Here is a 16,915-nt window from a genome sequence, read left to right as displayed (position 1 = left end):
CTGCTCCCAGGCGCATGGATTCCCGCTTGCACGGGAATGACGACCGGGGCGGCTACGTGCGTCGCCTGAGAAAATGCCGTACCCGGTCATTCGCTGCAGGAGAAGCGCTCATACCAGGAGATACGGAAAGAGTTCCTACTCTTTCCAACGCTTCCCCTCTTTTTCTTCACCTTTCTTTTCTTCCTGCTTATCGAGGGCGTCCAGGCGCCGGCGCAAGTCATCGATTTGTCCTTGCTGTTGCTGAAGCATTTGCTGCATCATCAGCATATTGTTCTGCATCATCATGCTTCCCATCTGCCCCATGCTTTGCTGCATTTCCTTCATGGCCCCACAGCACATCCGACCCTGCTTCATCATCATTTTCATGCAGGGACACATCATCTTCTCCTGGTCCTTCTTCCCTTCATCTTTTGCGCCCTGCTCCACTTTGTTCTCACTCGTCGCACTCTGCTCCGTCGCTGCCTGCAGCTGTTGTGCGGCTTGTTCTTCTCCGCTCTTGGTCTGTGCCGTCGCCATGCCCGTTCCCACCATCAAAAGCATCGTTAGAACCACAAGGATACCTTTTCTCACAGTCTTCTCCTTTCATTGAGCATCCTGAAAACTCGGGAGAATGCTCTTTTTTTCTTATCGCGCTCCATTATTGAAGATCGTTTTTCATGGATTGGTACTGCTCCTGGTTGATTTCTCCGCTGGCGTAACGCTTTTTCAGAATTTCCAGAGGCGACTCGAATGCAGCGGGAGGTTGCGCGCCGCTGCTCATCCTACCCGAGCCGGCCAGCCAGCGGATGAAAAGCACCAATGCGACCAGGACCAGGACCCAAAAAAGAATCATAAAAATACCTCCAATCCAGCCCCATGTGCCGCCCATCATTCCTGGTCCCATCCCCCAAAATGGACATGAGGGCGTTTGCGACAAGGCTTCACCGTAGGCAAAAACCAGGGATAAAACCGCCATTGGAGTCACTATCCACAGCCATTTATAGTACTTCATGATTTTCTTCTTCCCCCTTCATTTCTTCCAATCAACAAAACGGCTGAACAGGGCCTCATTGCTAAAATCGTTCGCATATCAATGAGCGAATAAGCCGGGGTTTGACGTCCGGCTTATTCGTCCTTTTAAGGTTCAAGTACAAGAGTCCGACACGCATCAGTAAGCGGACCGAAACCAGCCGGTGTTTTTGTCCACCTGAATCTTATCTGCCAAAGAACCATCTTTGGTGACAATATCCGCTTCGAACACGTCTCCCCTATCAGAAAAAGCACCCAACTTCAGGTTGGGATTGTTCGTGTTCTTCACGTAATTTTCAACCAGCGTCTTGGCCTGTTCCTGGGTTAATGGTTTGCCAGGGGTTTGACCGGGTGCGTATTGTTGTTGGGTTTGTCCTTGTCTGCTTGGCGTCCTTCCGTAGCCCATGCCTCCTCCCATCCAGGGACAATACCAGCCTCCCTGGCCGCCCTGGTATCCTTGCGCCATCCACGGGCAGGTCCAGCCGCCCTGCTGCTGCGCATATACAGCGGGGATGGCAAGCACCATTGCCAGCACAAAAATCGATACAACCAATGTTGTCTTTTTCATAATTTACTCCTTTATTCTGCAGGATTATTAAGGGCACACACGTTTTGCTGCAGCCTTCTATCCTCACTCTCTGAATTTTTATCATTTGCCGGTTCATACAAACTGCCACTGCTAATCATTCACAAATACTGGATGAAAATGTGGTTTTTTAGCTCTGTGCTCCTTGCTCCCTGTTCGTTGCTCAAGGAATCTGGTTTTGTGTTGCTGAGTTATCGTAGCCTGAACCATACGGCGAACCCGGTCCCCAGCCACGATATCCCCGGCCGTAGCCCATGCAGCCTCCATGGCCCATCATGCCATATCCTGTGCCGCGGGCTTGACCTTGCTGATAACCACCGCCCATCCAGGGGCAATACCATCCACCGGTATTTTGCTGGGCATATCCCTGGCCCATCGCCTGATTGTGCCATGGGCAGTACCAGCCACCCTGGGCATACCCCTGAGCGACGGTCTGAGCGTAACCAAGCCCAAGACCCACGGCCATAAGGATGGCAATTGCGGTTACGATGAAAAGTGTCTTTGTCATTTTTCTTTCTCCTTTCTAAAATTCTTCCGGTGTCACTTGTGCACCAATACGGAAGGTAGGTTCCTGGTCCTTCATCTCCATTTGTACACGGACTTGCCGTTAAGATGAAGCATAAGCCGTGCCAATCTCTCTCGTTGTTATTGTAAGATACTTAAATCACATTGTTATTGTCTCAACGACGGCTAATGGCATTCGTTCGTGCATTTTATGGATCGACTATACTGGATAATAATTATCCAGTTTTTCAATAAATGGTCTTCCTGGTGGATAAAATTTACGCACTTTTTGCCGCACAAGGCGGACAGGTATCGACTTTGCTTGCCAGTTTCACTCGTGGCATAAACTATGCTAAATAATGTTACATCAAATGGTTATTGAGTATTCAGGAGAGATTCACTATGGAGCTTCGTTTTTACAAGCAAAAACCTTGGGTATGGTTTTCGCCCTGGATGATCATTGGCTCGGTCTGCATTCTAGCAGCCATTCTGATTTTTCTGGCCTCCAAGAACATCCATAGAGAAAAGGTATTCATGGAGCGGGCGCTGCTTTCGGAGGCGAACATTCTTGTCGATTCATTGGAGGCCAGTAGTCGCACCGGAATGATGGGCATGGGATGGGGCCAAAGGCAGGTCCAGGTGCTGATGGAAGAGACCGCTCAGCAGCCGGATGTGCTTTATGTGGCGATCGTCAACTCGGCAGGGCAGGTGATCGCCGACAGCCGTGCCGATCGGGTGGGCAGCATTTTGCCGTTTGTCGCTCCACAACCGGGACAGATCCTCCAGCGCTATATCAGAGGAAGAGAAAAGTCTTTTGAAGTGATCCGCGCATACAGCCCTTGGTATAGACAGAAAAAAAGAGGCCAGGGGAACATGTCCTGCAGGCTGGCACCCGGTGCACCTGTAAATGATAACATGTTCGCCATCGTTGGGTTAGATCCCTCTCCTTTTGAAGCAGCACTTCGCCAGGACATGCAGCAGACCTATGTCCTTTTTCTCGTGATGTTTCTGGCTGGCGCTGCGGGAATCATATCTCTTGTCTGGATGCAAAACTATCGTTCGGCACGTGGATCTTTGCACGAAATGGAACGATTCACTTCAACATTGGCGGGTCAGCTGCCGGTGGGTCTTCTGGTTACGGACAAAGCAGGCGACATTCAAAGGGTCAATCAAGCGGCTCAGCAAATTCTTCACTCCTCAGCCATAACCGGCCGCATTGACCAGTTCCCCTGTTTTCTTCGTATGGCAAAGCGGCTGGAGAGTGAAGGCGCCATATTGGAAGAGGAAGTTGAATATTCGGCAAACGATTCTCGGTCCACACCGCTGCTGGTCAATGCCGCCATCATTCGTGATGAGGAAAGGCAGACTTCCGGGCATGTCTTTCTTTTCAGCGACTTGACCCGACTCAAGCAGTTGGAGGATCAGCTCCGACGCAGTGAGCGGCTTGCCGCATTGGGGCAGCTCGCAGCCGGCGTTGCCCACGAGATTCGAAATCCTTTGAGCTCCATCAAGGGATTTGCCATCATTCTTGCCACCAGGTGCAAAGAGGATGAGCGAAGCAGCGGCCTCGCTGCGGTTATGGAAAAGGAGGTCGACCGGCTCGACCGCGTTATCACGGATCTTTTGGAATTTTCCCGACCAACCGAGCTTAACAAAGAGACATTCAGCTGCCGCGAGTTGATCCGCCATAGCCTGCAACTGGTGGAGAAGCAGGCCGGGGACCAGGGAGTAAGCATCCAGTGGCAAATCGATCCCGAAGACCTGCAGGTGGAGCTGGATGCCGACAGGTTTGCACAGGTCCTCCTGAATCTATACTTGAATGCCCTGCAGGCCATGGAAACCGGGGGTGCACTCAAGATCAATTCGTTTATGCGCTCAAATGAAGTCATTTTCCAGATAAGCGACTCCGGAACAGGCATAGCGGCAGAGCACCTCCCGCATCTTTTCGATCCCTATTTCACCACCAAGCCGCGGGGAGTTGGATTGGGACTGGCCAATGTACACAAATTGGTGGAAGCCCATCGAGGAACCATTGAAGTGGAGAGCCTCGCGGGCCAAGGAACCACTTTCACAGTTCGTCTGCCCCTCTCGGAAGACCCAAGCTCCCGGACTCTCTCTCGATTTGAGCAGAAAGGAGTGAACCAACATGACGGAAAAGAAACCGCCGCTGGTGCTGGTCGTGGATGATGATTCTGCACACTGCTTGATGCTCGCCACTTTCCTGGAAGATTGGAGCTACCAGTCGATGCAGGTAGGCGATGGACAAAAAGCTGTTGAATACGTGCGCACCCATCCCGTTGACCTTATCCTTATGGATGTACGAATGCCGGTAATGGATGGAATAGAAGCCACTAGGCGAGTCAAACAATTCAAACCGAAACTTCCAGTGGTCATCATGACGGCCTATTCATCTGTTACTTCGGCAGCGGAGGCGTTAGAAGCGGGAGCTTCCGACTACTTGACCAAGCCGCTCGATTTCAAAGCCTTAAAGACGGTCATGGAGCGGGTTTTGAAATAAAGAGGAGACGGTTGAAGTGAAGCAGCCTAACGGCTGCTATGACAGATCTTTTGAGGCCGTTGGGGCGCTTCAGGTATGCGGCCAGTGCAATAAGATCGAAACACCGACCAGTGCCATAGTACTTTCTGAGATTCAAAACCAACTATGCACAATCCCGATCGTCTCTTTCCACCCGAGTCAGTCAAGAATCGCCCTTTTCAATTTACTCGCACCGCCATTCTACTTTTCTATCATTGGGCGCAGCAGGAAAGCCTTTCCGGATTCTTGAAACGTGATATGGCAACAATTTTCAACGCCTCGGCCATGGTAGGGAACACATGAAGAAGGTCGATGAAATCATCCAGTTTTGCATGGAAGCGTATCCCCATTGCCGCTTCATGGATGACTTCCCCGGCATTTCTACCGACCATGCTAACTCCGAGGACTTCGTTACTTTCCGCATCGGCGACCATCTTGATGATGCCCCGGCTGTCGCGCAGCGCCCTGGCGTGCGGCACCAGAGCCATGGGCAGGGTGTTGCACCAGCATCGATGTCCTGCAGCCTCCGCTTGCTCTTCGGTCATGCCAGCCATTGCGATCTGCGGGTCGGTAAAGATGACGCGCGGAATGACGCGGTGATCGACGGATTTGAGCTCTTTGCCTGCAAGCGCGTTGTGCGCGGCAATGCCCCCGTCCTGGCTGCCCACCGGAGTGGCCATCTGGCTGCCGGCCTCACGGCCGATCACGTCTCCCGCCGCAAAAATGTTGGCTATGTTGGTTTGTAGACGCTCATTCACTTTTACGGCTCCGTGTTCGTCGAGCAGAACTCCCGCGCGGTCGATGCCGATTCGATCCGTATTCGGTCTTCGCCCGGTCGCAATGAGCAGGCGCTCAGCTGAAAAACGCTCCTCGTCTCCTGCTATCGAAGCAACAACCGTGACCCCGGTTGCGGTTTTTTCCACCTGCATGGCGGTTGCATTCGTTACAATGCGGATAGATTCGTCAGTCAGTATGCGGGCGATGGCTTTTCCTACTTCGGGCTCGTAGCCGGAGACCAACAACTGGCTGCTGCGTTCCAGTATCGTAACTGCTGTGCCAAAACGCTGGAACATTTGCCCCAGCTCCAGTGCGATATATCCACCGCCAATGATCAGAAGCGAATCCGGGAATTCGGTCAGTTCCATCGATTCGCCGCTACCAAGAAGATCACTGGTCAAAAAAGGCGCCTGCTCGATACCCTCAATTGGGGGGATGAAAGAACGCGCTCCCGTGGCGATCAAAATCTTTCGGCCACTCAGCAGCTTATCTTTGACCTGCACGGTGTGGGCGTCAATGAATTCCGCGTGGCCCGTTTCCGTACGTATTTTATCCCCCACCAGACTCTGGTATTTCTTTTTGCGGTATTCCTGAACGAGCTGATCTTTCTGCCCAATGAGCTCTTTAAAATCGAAATCCATACCCAACGGATTCAGGCCGGGGTACCGAGAGTGGCGCATTTCGTGCATCACCGCAGCCGCCCCGATCAGGTTTTTTGATGGCAGACACCCTCGGTTGGCGCAAGTGCCCCCAATCGTGCGCTGCTCAACCATAATGGCCGTTTTCCCCAGTTCCTGGGCTCGCAGTGCCGCGGCAAATGCGGTCGAACCAGCGCCAAGTATCAAGAGATCACAATCGAACCGATTCATGATTCACCTCCAATAGGGTTACGGACCGGGCCGCACAGCCCGCTCTCCCAACATGAAATCCAAAAAAATTGCGGCCAAAAGCCCCAGGACTCCAATCCAGATCATTGCAGGAACATAGAGAACGAAAGTGAAGATCACCACTGCCGTCGCGCTAGCCAGGTGCACTGCCAGCGGGCTCCAACGGCGGTGCCTTCGCCGGGTGATCACAAGTCCCACGGCCCCGAGCAGCAGAAAGAAAAACAGAAGCGGGGCAAGAATCGCATCGTTTATGATGAAGCCCGCACCGACCGCCGAAACAATGGCAATCAAGGGTCCAAACCCGAGGCAGCACATCAGGGCGAAAAGCGAACCGGCCAGGCCGAATTTTTCCAGGTGCAGGTTTTTCATGATTCACCTCCATTGGCGCTATCACAGATCTTTGGAATCGAGCATCTCGAGTATGGGGCACTCACTTATCGGGTTTTTCCTCCGACATGCCGGCAGCAGTTGTTCGAGGGCGGTTCGGATTTTTTGCAGAGCTCGGATCTTCCGGTCGATCTCGTCAATTTTTGCTAAGGCGCGCGCCTGCACATCGCCGCAGGTGGCTCCGGGCTCAACCCGCAAAGAAAGCAGCTCCGAGATTTCCTTCAGGGTGAATCCAAGCTCCTGAGCGCTTGATAAAGCGCACGCGGGCAATGGTGTCCTCGCTATAGATCCGGTAGCCGCCTTCTTTCTTGGCCGGTTGCGTAATGAGTCCCCGGCGTTCGTAACAGCGCACGGTCTCAGCGTGAACATTGGCTCTTTCGGCTACTATGCCTATAGTCAGCTGTTTCATATCAGCTACCTTTCATGTTGAATTGTAAGCACTGTACCAAGATACGGAGTCAAGGGGGGTGCCACAAATCAAAGTCCGGCATTCTTGGCTGATGCTTTGGAGGTGATCGAGGGGGAAGAACTGCGGGTAACCTGGCCTGTGGGTTATGTGTGTTGGGGTCCGCAGGGATTCTCTCTGCGGCGGTGTAACAAAGAGCTCCTTGCAATGACGACAAGTTGTTCGAATTTGAAACCGGAAAAGCGATTTATTGTAAGACCGGAATTCCAGCTATTGGCATCCTGAAACTTACCAAAACGCCGCTCCGAGCCCCGGTCGGACCGTGGCCACACAACCGGGAGCTCGGAGTTCTGAAAATTGGTGGTTAGAAATCGAATGGCCCCGAGGGACTAAAGCGGCCTGCCGATGCCGGCAGCTTGAAGATCTTCCTTGGTGATGGGCCGGTGCTTGCAGCACTCGAGCAGCGCCCCATTAACCGCCACTGAAGGGACCGAGCTGACTCCGTAGGCTTTGGCCTGTTCTACTCCCTCATTCTCGTTGAGATTGTAAAAGGTGATATCGCAATGAGGGCATGCCAGCTCATTCACCATGTTCACCACTCCCTGGCATACCGGACAACCTGCGATAAAGACCTCGACTTTTCGTTTTTCTGCCATGGTTAGCCTCCTTTGCGCTTATCTTGTTGAAGTATTTGGGTACCTTCGATGAGAGGACAGACACAACGGGTTTCGTCTGGCTGGGAGAGCTTCGGCGTGTCCCAATCCTTCTGGATCTCGATCAGAATTTGACGAAGTTCCTCGAACTCCTTGATTTTCTGAGTGAGCTCAAGAACTTTCTTCTCCGCCTGTTGCTTGACGTATCCACAGGGTTTCCTGCCGGTGGCTCTGATTTCCCAGATGGCTTTGATCTCACGGAGAGTGAATCCCAGCTTCTGCGCCTTCTTGAGGAATCGCAGGAACCTTTCCGTTTCTTCGCTGTAGAGCCTGTAGCCGGATGGGCTTCGAGCCGTTTTCCCTAACAGCCCGATCCGCTCGTAGTAGCGAATCGTCTGGGTGCTGACGCCCACTCTCTTTGCAAGTTCGCCGATTTGCATCATTGCCTGTCCTTTCACTCATAAGGTAAACCTTCTACCCAAGTATAAGGTCAAGGCCTGCATGTGAAAAAAGATCCGTCGAGCGCATCCTTACTCCGATCCGCCGCACAGTCGGGATCACAGCGGCCACCCGTAATTGTATTGAATTAAAGCCGCCAGGTGAATTAAACAATTCGGCCGGCAAGTTGCCGAGGTTATAATGATGGCGAATTCCTGGATTGCCCTAGCAGCGGTTCGGCCCTCCTGGGTGGCATGGTCCATTGGTTTCACATGGGAGTGGGCGCTAGGCAATAACCGTTCTTCAAAGATGAGCTTTAATAGTTGTTAAAGTGTTACAAATCCGATGGCTTGCCCATAGTATCACAGAATCTCAAATTAAATTCGATTGGAGTGATAGATGGCTATTGTCGAAGCGGCCAAATCGTTTTGCTATTTCATTCTGGCAGGGCTATGTGAAATCGGTGGCGGCTATCTGGTCTGGCTGTGGCTGCGGGAAGCAAAGCCAATAGGCTACGGACTTGCCGGGGCTATGGTGCTGGTACTCTATGGGGTTATCCCCACTTTGCAGCCGGCCCATTTTGGAAGGGTTTATGCCGCCTATGGCGGCATTTTCATCGTGCTCTCCATCCTGTGGGGCTGGAAAGTCGACCGAATAGCCCCCGACAGGTTTGACATCATAGGAGGATTGGTCGCTTTGGCAGGTGTTGCCATCATCATGTATTGGCCCCGCAGCTGTTAGTTAGTCAGGTTCGAGCCTGCGCGGCTTCTGGAATCTCGAGCGAGTTTATCTGTTTGCCTGCCGAGCTCAAAGTCAATAAGATCTTTGAATCGAGCCACCTCAAGCGGCCCGATGACGGGAACGCCGTTGACGACAAACGTTGGCGTTGAATTGACCCCGGCTTTCTTAGCCGCTTCCAGGTTTCGTTCAATAGTCCGTTCATACCTTCCTGTATCCAGACATGCGCCAAATTGCTCCGTATCCAGTCCCAAATCCCTGGCATATAGCTTCAACTGCAGTGAGTTGAGGTCTGTTTCACCGGCAAACAAAATATCTTGATATTCCCAAAATTTGCCTTGTTCTCCCCGCGCATCGGGCGGCTTCGGCGGCCTTTTTCGACCACTTGTGTCGGCTCAGGGGAAAATCCTTAAAAACCCACCTGGTCCGGTCCTTGTACATCTCCTTGATTACTCGGGTCGTCTCGTGCATTTTGCGGCATGCCGGACAAAGATAATCTGAAAACTCGATGACGGTAACCGGCGCATCTTGAGGTCCCAGTGCGGGAGCATCATCCACATCTAATCCGGCCATAGGAGGTGGCGGCTCCTGCAGGTATGAGACGACTTCTTCCTCAGGGGCCAGGGATCGAGCGTAATCTGCCACGGTTTCATAAGTTTTTTGCCGCATTAGATAGTTTCTTATACGCGCCCTGAGTTCCGCCTTAGGTGCACCCGAGGTCCGCCATTGTGCTTCATTGCGGGCATAAAAATCATCGATTTCTTTCTCGCTAATCTGCACTGTGCGAGCTTTGGCCAACTGTTTGATCAGTTCTTCCAACGGCACCTTCTGTCGGTCTGCTTCCTGTTGCAGCAGAATGCCGGTGATCATCCGATCAAGCTGCTCTTTCTTTTGCTCATAGATTTCTCGTTCCAAAGGATAGGTCCTTGCGGCTGTCGCAGACTCCAATTCAGCACTGCTGATCTTTTGATCTCTAACCCTGGCAATGATCGCCGTTTTATTCCCCTGATAACCACTCAATAGCGATTCATTTTGTTGCACGAGCAGCGTGTAGGAGATCAAACAAACGGCGAGGCTGACGCTCAAGCTCTGCCACAAGGTGCTTCTTTCAAAAGAGGCTGCAACAAGAAAAAGTACGACGGCAAAGTTCACCAAGCAGAAGGGGCAAATAACGTCTATCGCGAACATAATTCGCAGCAGGTTGAACTCAAGACCGAATGCCGCGGCAGCCCACAGAAATGTGAAAGACGGAGCTCGTAAAATAATCAGGAGCATGCTTAGGTAGAAGATCCCGCCCCAAAGCCATAGCGGCAGACGCAGGATGGCGAAGCCGGCGGTTTCCCTGCACCCGCTCCCGCCTTGTGTGCACAGGCTCGCAAGCCAGTCGATATGCGCTGAAAGGCCGGATAGTGCTGCAATGGCCAAACCCGAGGCTGACAAAATCAATAAAGCTATTTTGCTGTGTTGTTTGATTACTTTAATCATAATGGAAAATAGTCCCTTCTAATTTGCACCAAACCATAGCCTGAGCTTCACCCATTAACTTCCTGAATAGGCAGTGATGCCGCAAATACGCAGACTATCTCCGGAACGTAATGTTTCAGCTCGCGAGATCCCATTGTGTGAGCGAAGCTGCTCTAAGGGAACGCCAAAACGTTGGGCAATTGTCCAAAGCGAATCGCTCGGTCTCACCTGATAAAAGCCGGACCGGCAAACTCGCGCCGAATGCGCGCTGATTTCATTTCTTGTCGAAGAGGTTCCATTTTGCCGATCTTTTTTTGCCATAATCGCCGTTCTCGCTGTGACGGTCAGCAGTTGACCTATCTTTAGCGGTTGTGAAGGCTTCATGCGATTTTCGGCGGCAAGTGCCGCAACGGAGATTCCGTATCTTTTCGCAATGGCGTACAGGGTGTCACCCGGGTTGACCTTGTGGGCCATCATGGCCGGCTTTTTCGATGTGTCTCCGGATCCCGCCAGTGCGGCGACAATTTCTCCTTTTCCAGTAGGCACGCATAGCCCGTATTGAGACTGATCGGCCGGCGTTTTCACAGTGCACAGCTCGGGGTTGCATTTTTTCAGCACCGCCAAGGGTATTCCCGCACGTTTGCTCAGCCAGGCGAGGCTCAAGCCACTTGGTACTGATACTGTTTCACAAAGGGGATTCCACTGGCCACGGTCATAGTCGAGCCCATACCGGTCGGGCCGTCTCAAAATGCGAACAGCGGCCAATATTTTGGGCACGAACTGGCGGGTCTCCTTGGGTAAATATCCCTTCTCGATCAACTCCCAGTAGGTTTTCAGTCCACTCCGCTTGATGGCGTCTTGCACCGCGTTTTCCCCACAGTTGTAGGCGGCGAGGGCCAGCGGCCAGGAATTAAACATGTCGTATAAGAAAGAAAGGTATTCGGCTGCCGCTCGGGCCGACTTCAGAGGATGACGACGCTCGTCAACCCATCTGGTGTGCTCCAGCCCGAAACGCTTGCCGGTTGCGGCAATGAACTGGTGCATGCCGACCGCATTGGCAGGCGAACGTGCTGTTGGAGAAAAACCGCTTTCCACCAGCGCCAAAAAAACAAGGTCCCCTGGCAGTCCCTTCTCGACGAAAATCCTCTGCATGGGAACGACGTAATGGCGAGCTCGTTCGAGAGTCGCTTCAAAACTGCGACGCTGCTTTCCCGTATAGCGCTCAACCCATGCATTCACAGCGCGATGCTCTGGTATGATCAGCTCAGCTTTGCCGGAAGATTTCAGCAAATCCAATTCAGCTCGCTCGGGCGGCTCGAAATGCGACACAGAAAGAACCTTATCGAGACTCGACAGGTTTGTTTCAGGTGGAATCTGATAGGCCGAAGGGGTGGCGCAACCGGTGGCGAGAACACAGGTTGCACAGCCCAAAATGGCAATTCTTGTCCCCCTCAGAATTCTTACTCTTAGTGTTATTACAACAGAAATAGACCACCTCACCCTCTTCAGCCATAAGTTGCCGTCAACCAACGGTTTCCCCCTCCTTCTTTGGTTCGGTTAATACTGCTTCTTAGCAGTGCTCAGCATTTCAGGACGCCGCCGAAGCGACATCCCTTTGAGCCAGCAGCCGCAAGCCATTGAAGATAACCAACAGGGAAGCGCCCATATCCGCTCCTACAGCCATCCACAAAGTAGCCAGCCCGGGAATGGCCAGGCCGATAAAAACCGCTTTGACCAAAAGGGAAAAGGCGATGTTTTGCTTGATGATTCGCAGCGTCCTTCGGCTGAGCCGGATCAGGAAAGGCAATCGCGAAAGGTCGTCGGTCATCAGGGCAATGTCTGCGGTCTCCAGGGCCGTGTCGGTGCCGATGGCGCCCATGGCAATGCCGATGTCGGCGGCGGCCATGGGTGGAGCGTCGTTAACCCCGTCGCCCACCATGGCCACCTTGCCGTGTGTCTGCACCAATTGGCTCACAATTGCCGCCTTGTCTGCGGGCAATAGTTCTGCGTAGAAGTCATCAATTGAGAGATTTTCTGCAATCGCCTGGGCCGTTCCCTCGTTATCACCGGTCAGCATTACGATCTTTTCGACTCCAGACGACCGGAGCTCCTGCAAAGCCGACTCGCTCTCCGGGCGGACTTCGTCGGCAATGGCCAGAATTCCAAGGGCTCCCGTTTCATCAGCCACAATGACAGCCGTTTTCCTTTCATTTTCCAACTGAAGCATTCCGCTGCAAGCCTGGCCATTGCAAAGGCCTGCCTCTTCCAGGAAGCGGTGACTTCCGATGGTGTGCAGCTTTCCATTGATTCGGGCTTGTGCTCCTTTGCCGGCGATGGCCTGAAATTCAACCGTGGGTGGAATCGCGATTCCCGTCGATTGAGCCGCTTCGACAATGGCAGCGGCAAGGTGATGTTCGGAGCGGGATTCGACGGCCGCCGCGATGCGCAGGACTTCTTGTTCACTGTGACCGTTCAAGGGGATGACCCGGGTCACCTTCGGTATTCCGCGGGTAAGAGTGCCCGTCTTATCAAAGGCCATCACTTTGAGGGAACCAGCCGCTTCCAGATAGGCTCCGCCCTTTATCAGCACACCGCGGCGCGCCGCAGTGGTAAGGCCGGAAACGATGGAAACCGGAGTCGAGATCACCAGGGCACAGGGACAGGAGATGACCAATAGAACCAGAGCCCGATAGAACCAAGAGGTAAAAGGCAGGCCGAAAGCAATTGGAGGCACTAACGCCACCAGTAAGGCAGCGGCTATCACGGCAGGCGTATACACTGCGGCAAACTTATCGACAAAACTTTGCGACGGGGCTCTTTGCGCCTGGGCCTCTTCCACCATATGGATGATGCGGGCGAGGGTGGTATCCCTGTAGTCGTGGGTTACCTCCAGTTCAAGCGAGCCCTGTTGGTTGACGGTCCCCGCAAACACGACATCGCCCGGATTCTTTTCCACCGGCATGGATTCGCCGGTAATGGGGGCCTGGTTGACATGGGACGATCCTTGCAAGACCCTACCGTCCAAACCGATTCTTTCACCTGGCCGAACGATGATGGTTTCACCCAATTGAACCTCTTCAATAGCCGCTTTCTCTTCGCCGCCGTTTCTTCTGACCACCACCTGCGTCGGGGAAATCTCCATCAGAGAGCGTATGGCGTTCCTTGCCCGGTTCATGGTGTAGTTCTGCAGGATGTTCGCCAGAGAAAAGAGAATAACGATGGCGGAGGCTTCCAGCCATTCCTCGATAGCGGCCGCTCCGATAACGGCGATGGTCATCAAAAAGTTCATATCGAGGTTGAGTGTCCTCAGTGCCAGGAGCCCTTTTTTGGCAATGAAATACCCGCCGGCCAGGATGGCCAGGATATACAAAGGATCTGTCACCGAGTGCCCGAGGCCGGCCCTGGAGCCTATAAAAGCAGTCAAAATAAGAATTGCGGAAACTGCAGTTAGAATTTCGTGTTTGCGTGTCTCCCAAAAGGACTCGATCGGCTCATCCCGCCCTTTGAATTTTGCCTTCACCCCGGTTGCCGAAACCGCATGCATGATTTGATCCGGGTTTAGCCGTCCCAATTCGTATTCAACTGTGATTTCCCCGGCCACCGTATTGAATTGCAGATCAGCCACGCCAGGGAGCTTCCGTAGTTGCTTTTCAACGATGGACGCTTCGTCGGCGCAACACATATCTTCAGCTAGAAGGACGAGGCGGTGCCGTTCAGCCATTTGTTCCAGGCGATAACCGGCCCTTTTCAGTTCCTTCTCAATTCGCTCCAACCCAAGGAGCTTTGGATCATATTCGACGGTCAGTTTGGCAACGGCAAAATTGAGAGAAGCGGACTTCACGCCTTCCAGTTTCTCAATATCTTTTGCAAGGGTGGCGGCGCAGTCGGCACAATCCAACCCTGCAACCCTCCCTTCCCAAGTCGTTGTTCGTAGTTCGCTTTCCATTGTGGTCCTCCTTATCTCATGGACCGGGAAAACTACCGGCGGCAAATTTGATGATGCTGAACCGGCAAACCTGGCATACTCTGGAGAAACCTTACTCCCGGTGCCGATTCATGATATAAGAATAATTATCAGAAGAAATGAATCAATTCAGGGAGAGCATCTCGGGGGTTTGAAGAGGGCGAGAAAATAATTATCGAGATGAGGATCAGTCTTCTTCTGTAGCAACCAACCGATCAAAAAAGAACCGAAAAAACCGTAAGGCTCAATATCGGTGTGGATGAATGCGTGGCAGGGGCTGAAACAATGCAGACCTTCCGGGTAACTAAACCCATGATCTCCCGCTGGTGCAGAGACCACGTGCAGCAACCCGATGCCAAGTATTAATAATATAACAATAAGCGGCAATTTCTTTTTCATGAGGAACTCTCAATTCCCTATCAAAATGGTAGTCTTTTAATAATTAATCTTCGCTTCCAGGTCAAGGCTTTTGTTGAAAAGGGAGTGAACATTATGTGGACGCGCCCCCTCTGCATTGAAGGCAAATAAGCGGCTTATACGACAACACGGCTAACGGCCACTAATTTGGATTCTCCGGAGCGTCGCGTACGCAGCGAAACCCCACTTCCTCAAATGCCTCCCAGGGATTTCGCTGAACCACCGATGGCCCGCCACCGGTAGCTCCGGCGCTTCGGGCGGGTCCGCCCATGACCACATAGGCAGTTTGAGGTAGCTTCTTTGGATCGGCACTTTGATTGAATTTAGTGCCCCATTCTCCGATGTTTTTGTTCAGCTGGCGGACGCCGAAGGCATTCGGCTCAAACATGATCACCGGGGTCATCAGCGGCATGTCGGACTCTGTTCCTGGCGCTGAGGGTGACGTCGGTTGCATATGCCCCTGCATTTCACCCATCATACCCTGAGAGGATTCAGAGGGAGTCGGGGAAGAACTGTCCGACTGCAATTTACCTTTCGTCACGGCAAACAGCCATTCTCTGGCCGTCGGAAGTCTGAGTCCGTAAAACTCGACATAAGCCAAAGCTCCGTAGCCGGTAACTCGCAGTATGGGGCAGGCGGAATGGGCGGCGTTCTTGACTTGAAATCGGCCGTCGCGAAAGATAATGGGCTCATATCCTCTGGTCACTTCTCCGAGCATGAGCCAAATTTGATCATTGCTCCGGACCACATCGCTTTCCACTCGAACCCTTGATACAACTTTATTCAGGAAATCCACATACTGCTGATTGGTGATAGGCGTCTCGTTCATATAAAAAGACTTTACTTTGACGCTGTTGCCGCCGTCGGGGCCGAAATCCTGCGGCAGAGTGATCTCTCCGCCGGGCACCAGACGCATAATGTCGTAGTCTTTCCCCTGCAGTCTTGCGGGCGGAGGACCTGTGGACTGCAAGGGTGGAGGTTCACCGGGTTCTTGTCCATTTTCGAGCTTCTGCACAGAACCGGGTGCCGACGTCTTTTGCGGGGAATCGATATGCGGTCTTTCGTGCAGATAGAGTGCTACCAAACCGATCAACACCAGGAGGACAGCGATAATGGTCGTCGCTTTCCATCGCAGTTTCTTGCCCTCAAAGGTTTGCCGGGCTATCGAAGGTTTCTGTCGTGACCTCACCAGAGCTGCGGCCATTGCTTCCCGGAACTCTTCAATTGAGGAAAATCGTTCGGTCTTTTCTTCTGCCGTGGCTTGTTGGAGGATCAGGTCCAGCTCCCTGAAAAATGGGGAATCGGCTTCCGGCAGTCGCGCGCTTTTGAAGGGTATCGTGTCCGGTCCCATTTTCCCCGCTATGGCTTCATAAATAATTTTTCCTAGAGCATAAATATCCGCTCGTTCATCCGTTCTTTTGAGATCCATGAAATGCTCGGGCGACATGTACGGAGGCGTGCCCTTGACATCGAAAGACTGAGTCATCGACCTGAGCTGGCAGGATCGGGCCAGGCCGAAATCGGCGATTTTGGGCCTACCTCTGTCAAGCAGTATGTTTTCCGGCTTCAAATCGCGGTGCACAATGCCCGCCTCGTGCAGTGCATGGACGCCTTCGAGCACGGGCATAAAATAGTCCTTTAACCATTCTCTGGTGCGATCTTCTTCCGGGTAAAACCCTTCATCGGACATAGTGGAACGTAACGTCGAGCCGGGAATGTACTCCATCACCATGTATTCGACAGAGGTTTCGCCGTCGGCTTTGGGCACTTGGACAAAGCCGTGGTCGAAAATCTGGATGACGTTAGGATGGCGGATCTGGGCCATCACCTCGACTTCCCGGCGGAATCTTTCCAAACAAGCAGAGGCTTCGATGGTGTTGCCTTCCAGAGATCGCACCCATTCTTTTGAGATGACTTTAATAGCGACATCACGTTTCAGGTTGAGCTGGTGAGCCCGATAAACTTCACCCATGCCGCCTCTGCCGATGAATTCGAGGATGACCCATTTGTCGTTGATCACCGTTCCAATCGTAAATGTTTTGCTTTCGCTTTTACTCGTCAACGAAGGACATCCTTTTGTTTCATTATTAGGTAGCTAATACCAGCACTTAACGCTGTTTACTACACATCCCTGTGGCTGGCTCACCCAG

General features: G+C 52.6%; 19 protein-coding genes. 3 read left to right on the top strand and 16 right to left on the bottom strand.

Annotated elements, in window-relative coordinates:
* Positions 1 to 135: 135 nt before the first annotated feature.
* The 4 genes from K1V27_RS21130 to K1V27_RS21115 all read right to left on the bottom strand — a co-directional run bounded on the left by K1V27_RS21130 (position 136) and on the right by K1V27_RS21115 (position 2,102).
* Complete coding sequence (locus tag K1V27_RS21130; protein ID WP_258932241.1) at positions 136 to 570, bottom strand: hypothetical protein; 435 nt, start codon at positions 568 to 570, stop codon at positions 136 to 138.
* 67 nt (positions 571 to 637) lie between these two features.
* On the bottom strand, positions 638 to 991 hold the full coding sequence (locus K1V27_RS21125; protein WP_258932240.1) for an SHOCT domain-containing protein: 354 nt from the start codon (positions 989 to 991) through the stop codon (positions 638 to 640).
* 156 nt (positions 992 to 1,147) lie between these two features.
* Positions 1,148 to 1,576 (bottom strand): hypothetical protein, encoded by a 429-nt coding sequence (locus K1V27_RS21120; RefSeq protein WP_258932239.1) that lies wholly within the window; start codon positions 1,574 to 1,576, stop codon positions 1,148 to 1,150.
* Positions 1,577 to 1,757: 181 nt separating this feature from the next.
* Complete coding sequence (locus K1V27_RS21115; RefSeq protein WP_258932237.1) at positions 1,758 to 2,102, bottom strand: hypothetical protein; 345 nt, start codon at positions 2,100 to 2,102, stop codon at positions 1,758 to 1,760.
* Between the two features lie 398 nt (positions 2,103 to 2,500).
* On the opposite strand from K1V27_RS21115, the gene K1V27_RS21110 reads away from it, so the two are divergent.
* Together K1V27_RS21110 and K1V27_RS21105 are read left to right on the top strand one after the other, a co-directional pair.
* Complete coding sequence (locus tag K1V27_RS21110) at positions 2,501 to 4,285, top strand: ATP-binding protein (RefSeq protein ID WP_258932236.1); 1,785 nt, start codon at positions 2,501 to 2,503, stop codon at positions 4,283 to 4,285.
* The gene (locus K1V27_RS21105; RefSeq protein WP_258932235.1) at positions 4,245 to 4,616 is read left to right on the top strand and encodes a response regulator; all 372 of its coding nucleotides are present in this window, start codon (positions 4,245 to 4,247) and stop codon (positions 4,614 to 4,616) included. The genes K1V27_RS21110 and K1V27_RS21105 overlap by 41 nt, the downstream gene beginning before the upstream one ends.
* Positions 4,617 to 4,846: 230 nt before the next feature.
* Here K1V27_RS21105 and merA read toward each other — a convergent pair whose 3' ends face one another.
* The 6 genes from merA to K1V27_RS21075 all read right to left on the bottom strand — a co-directional run bounded on the left by merA (position 4,847) and on the right by K1V27_RS21075 (position 8,187).
* Positions 4,847 to 6,280 (bottom strand): mercury(II) reductase, encoded by a 1,434-nt coding sequence (gene merA, locus K1V27_RS21100; protein ID WP_258932234.1) that lies wholly within the window; start codon positions 6,278 to 6,280, stop codon positions 4,847 to 4,849.
* Between the two features lie 18 nt (positions 6,281 to 6,298).
* A complete protein-coding gene (locus K1V27_RS21095) occupies positions 6,299 to 6,667 on the bottom strand; it encodes a MerC domain-containing protein (RefSeq protein WP_258932233.1) in 369 nt (122 codons plus the stop codon).
* Between the two features lie 21 nt (positions 6,668 to 6,688).
* On the bottom strand, positions 6,689 to 6,883 hold the full coding sequence (locus tag K1V27_RS21090; RefSeq protein WP_258932232.1) for a MerR family DNA-binding protein: 195 nt from the start codon (positions 6,881 to 6,883) through the stop codon (positions 6,689 to 6,691).
* Positions 6,873 to 7,094 (bottom strand): MerR family DNA-binding transcriptional regulator, encoded by a 222-nt coding sequence (locus tag K1V27_RS21085; protein WP_258932231.1) that lies wholly within the window; start codon positions 7,092 to 7,094, stop codon positions 6,873 to 6,875. The genes K1V27_RS21090 and K1V27_RS21085 overlap by 11 nt, the downstream gene beginning before the upstream one ends.
* Positions 7,095 to 7,480: 386 nt before the next feature.
* Positions 7,481 to 7,747 (bottom strand): thioredoxin family protein, encoded by a 267-nt coding sequence (locus K1V27_RS21080; protein WP_258932230.1) that lies wholly within the window; start codon positions 7,745 to 7,747, stop codon positions 7,481 to 7,483.
* A gap of 2 nt (positions 7,748 to 7,749) precedes the next feature.
* Positions 7,750 to 8,187, bottom strand: coding sequence for a heavy metal-responsive transcriptional regulator (locus tag K1V27_RS21075; RefSeq protein WP_258932229.1), 438 nt, complete (start codon positions 8,185 to 8,187; stop codon positions 7,750 to 7,752).
* 394 nt (positions 8,188 to 8,581) lie between these two features.
* Here K1V27_RS21075 and K1V27_RS21070 point away from each other — a divergent pair, with 394 nt between their 5' ends.
* Entirely contained in the window at positions 8,582 to 8,923 is a 342-nt protein-coding gene (locus tag K1V27_RS21070; RefSeq protein ID WP_258932228.1) for a YnfA family protein, read from the top strand.
* On the opposite strand, the gene K1V27_RS21065 is transcribed toward K1V27_RS21070, so the two are convergent.
* From K1V27_RS21065 to K1V27_RS21040, 6 genes are all read right to left on the bottom strand, one after another.
* On the bottom strand, positions 8,920 to 9,231 hold the full coding sequence (locus tag K1V27_RS21065; RefSeq protein WP_258932227.1) for a DsbA family protein: 312 nt from the start codon (positions 9,229 to 9,231) through the stop codon (positions 8,920 to 8,922). The genes K1V27_RS21070 and K1V27_RS21065 overlap by 4 nt on opposite strands.
* Positions 9,218 to 10,405: a thioredoxin domain-containing protein gene (locus K1V27_RS21060; protein ID WP_258932226.1), complete on the bottom strand. Its 1,188-nt coding sequence runs from the start codon at positions 10,403 to 10,405 to the stop codon at positions 9,218 to 9,220. Before K1V27_RS21060 ends, K1V27_RS21065 begins: the two co-directional genes overlap by 14 nt.
* A 54-nt stretch (positions 10,406 to 10,459) precedes the next feature.
* Positions 10,460 to 11,623 (bottom strand): lytic transglycosylase domain-containing protein, encoded by a 1,164-nt coding sequence (locus K1V27_RS21055; RefSeq protein WP_258932225.1) that lies wholly within the window; start codon positions 11,621 to 11,623, stop codon positions 10,460 to 10,462.
* A 349-nt stretch (positions 11,624 to 11,972) separates the two neighbouring features.
* Positions 11,973 to 14,330 (bottom strand): heavy metal translocating P-type ATPase, encoded by a 2,358-nt coding sequence (locus K1V27_RS21050; protein WP_258932224.1) that lies wholly within the window; start codon positions 14,328 to 14,330, stop codon positions 11,973 to 11,975.
* Positions 14,331 to 14,477: 147 nt separating this feature from the next.
* Complete coding sequence (locus K1V27_RS21045) at positions 14,478 to 14,747, bottom strand: hypothetical protein (RefSeq protein WP_258932223.1); 270 nt, start codon at positions 14,745 to 14,747, stop codon at positions 14,478 to 14,480.
* A gap of 160 nt (positions 14,748 to 14,907) precedes the next feature.
* The gene (locus tag K1V27_RS21040; RefSeq protein WP_258932222.1) at positions 14,908 to 16,827 is read right to left on the bottom strand and encodes a bifunctional serine/threonine-protein kinase/formylglycine-generating enzyme family protein; all 1,920 of its coding nucleotides are present in this window, start codon (positions 16,825 to 16,827) and stop codon (positions 14,908 to 14,910) included.
* Positions 16,828 to 16,915: the final 88 nt, after the last annotated feature.

The organism is Desulfoferrobacter suflitae (genome assembly GCF_022603395.1).
GTDB classification, from domain to species: domain Bacteria; phylum Desulfobacterota; class Syntrophobacteria; order Syntrophobacterales; family Syntrophobacteraceae; genus Desulfoferrobacter; species Desulfoferrobacter suflitae.
The sequence above is the reverse complement of the archived record's forward strand: the minus strand, read 5'-3'. Positions and strand labels throughout refer to the sequence as shown.

What these genes read in the sequence shown, in the direction of transcription:
- K1V27_RS21125 (WP_258932240.1), bottom strand. Translation starts at nt 991, where the DNA reads ATGAAGTACTATAAATGGCTGTGGATAGTGACTCCAATGGCGGTTTTA.
- K1V27_RS21120 (WP_258932239.1), bottom strand. Translation starts at nt 1,576, where the DNA reads ATGAAAAAGACAACATTGGTTGTATCGATTTTTGTGCTGGCAATGGTG.
- K1V27_RS21115 (WP_258932237.1), bottom strand. Translation starts at nt 2,102, where the DNA reads ATGACAAAGACACTTTTCATCGTAACCGCAATTGCCATCCTTATGGCC.
- K1V27_RS21110 (WP_258932236.1), top strand. Translation starts at nt 2,501, where the DNA reads ATGGAGCTTCGTTTTTACAAGCAAAAACCTTGGGTATGGTTTTCGCCC.
- K1V27_RS21105 (WP_258932235.1), top strand. Translation starts at nt 4,245, where the DNA reads ATGACGGAAAAGAAACCGCCGCTGGTGCTGGTCGTGGATGATGATTCT.
- merA (WP_258932234.1), bottom strand. Translation starts at nt 6,280, where the DNA reads ATGAATCGGTTCGATTGTGATCTCTTGATACTTGGCGCTGGTTCGACC.
- K1V27_RS21095 (WP_258932233.1), bottom strand. Translation starts at nt 6,667, where the DNA reads ATGAAAAACCTGCACCTGGAAAAATTCGGCCTGGCCGGTTCGCTTTTC.
- K1V27_RS21085 (WP_258932231.1), bottom strand. Translation starts at nt 7,094, where the DNA reads ATGAAACAGCTGACTATAGGCATAGTAGCCGAAAGAGCCAATGTTCAC.
- K1V27_RS21080 (WP_258932230.1), bottom strand. Translation starts at nt 7,747, where the DNA reads ATGGCAGAAAAACGAAAAGTCGAGGTCTTTATCGCAGGTTGTCCGGTA.
- K1V27_RS21075 (WP_258932229.1), bottom strand. Translation starts at nt 8,187, where the DNA reads ATGATGCAAATCGGCGAACTTGCAAAGAGAGTGGGCGTCAGCACCCAG.
- K1V27_RS21070 (WP_258932228.1), top strand. Translation starts at nt 8,582, where the DNA reads ATGGCTATTGTCGAAGCGGCCAAATCGTTTTGCTATTTCATTCTGGCA.
- K1V27_RS21060 (WP_258932226.1), bottom strand. Translation starts at nt 10,405, where the DNA reads ATGATTAAAGTAATCAAACAACACAGCAAAATAGCTTTATTGATTTTG.
- K1V27_RS21050 (WP_258932224.1), bottom strand. Translation starts at nt 14,330, where the DNA reads ATGGAAAGCGAACTACGAACAACGACTTGGGAAGGGAGGGTTGCAGGG.
- K1V27_RS21045 (WP_258932223.1), bottom strand. Translation starts at nt 14,747, where the DNA reads ATGAAAAAGAAATTGCCGCTTATTGTTATATTATTAATACTTGGCATC.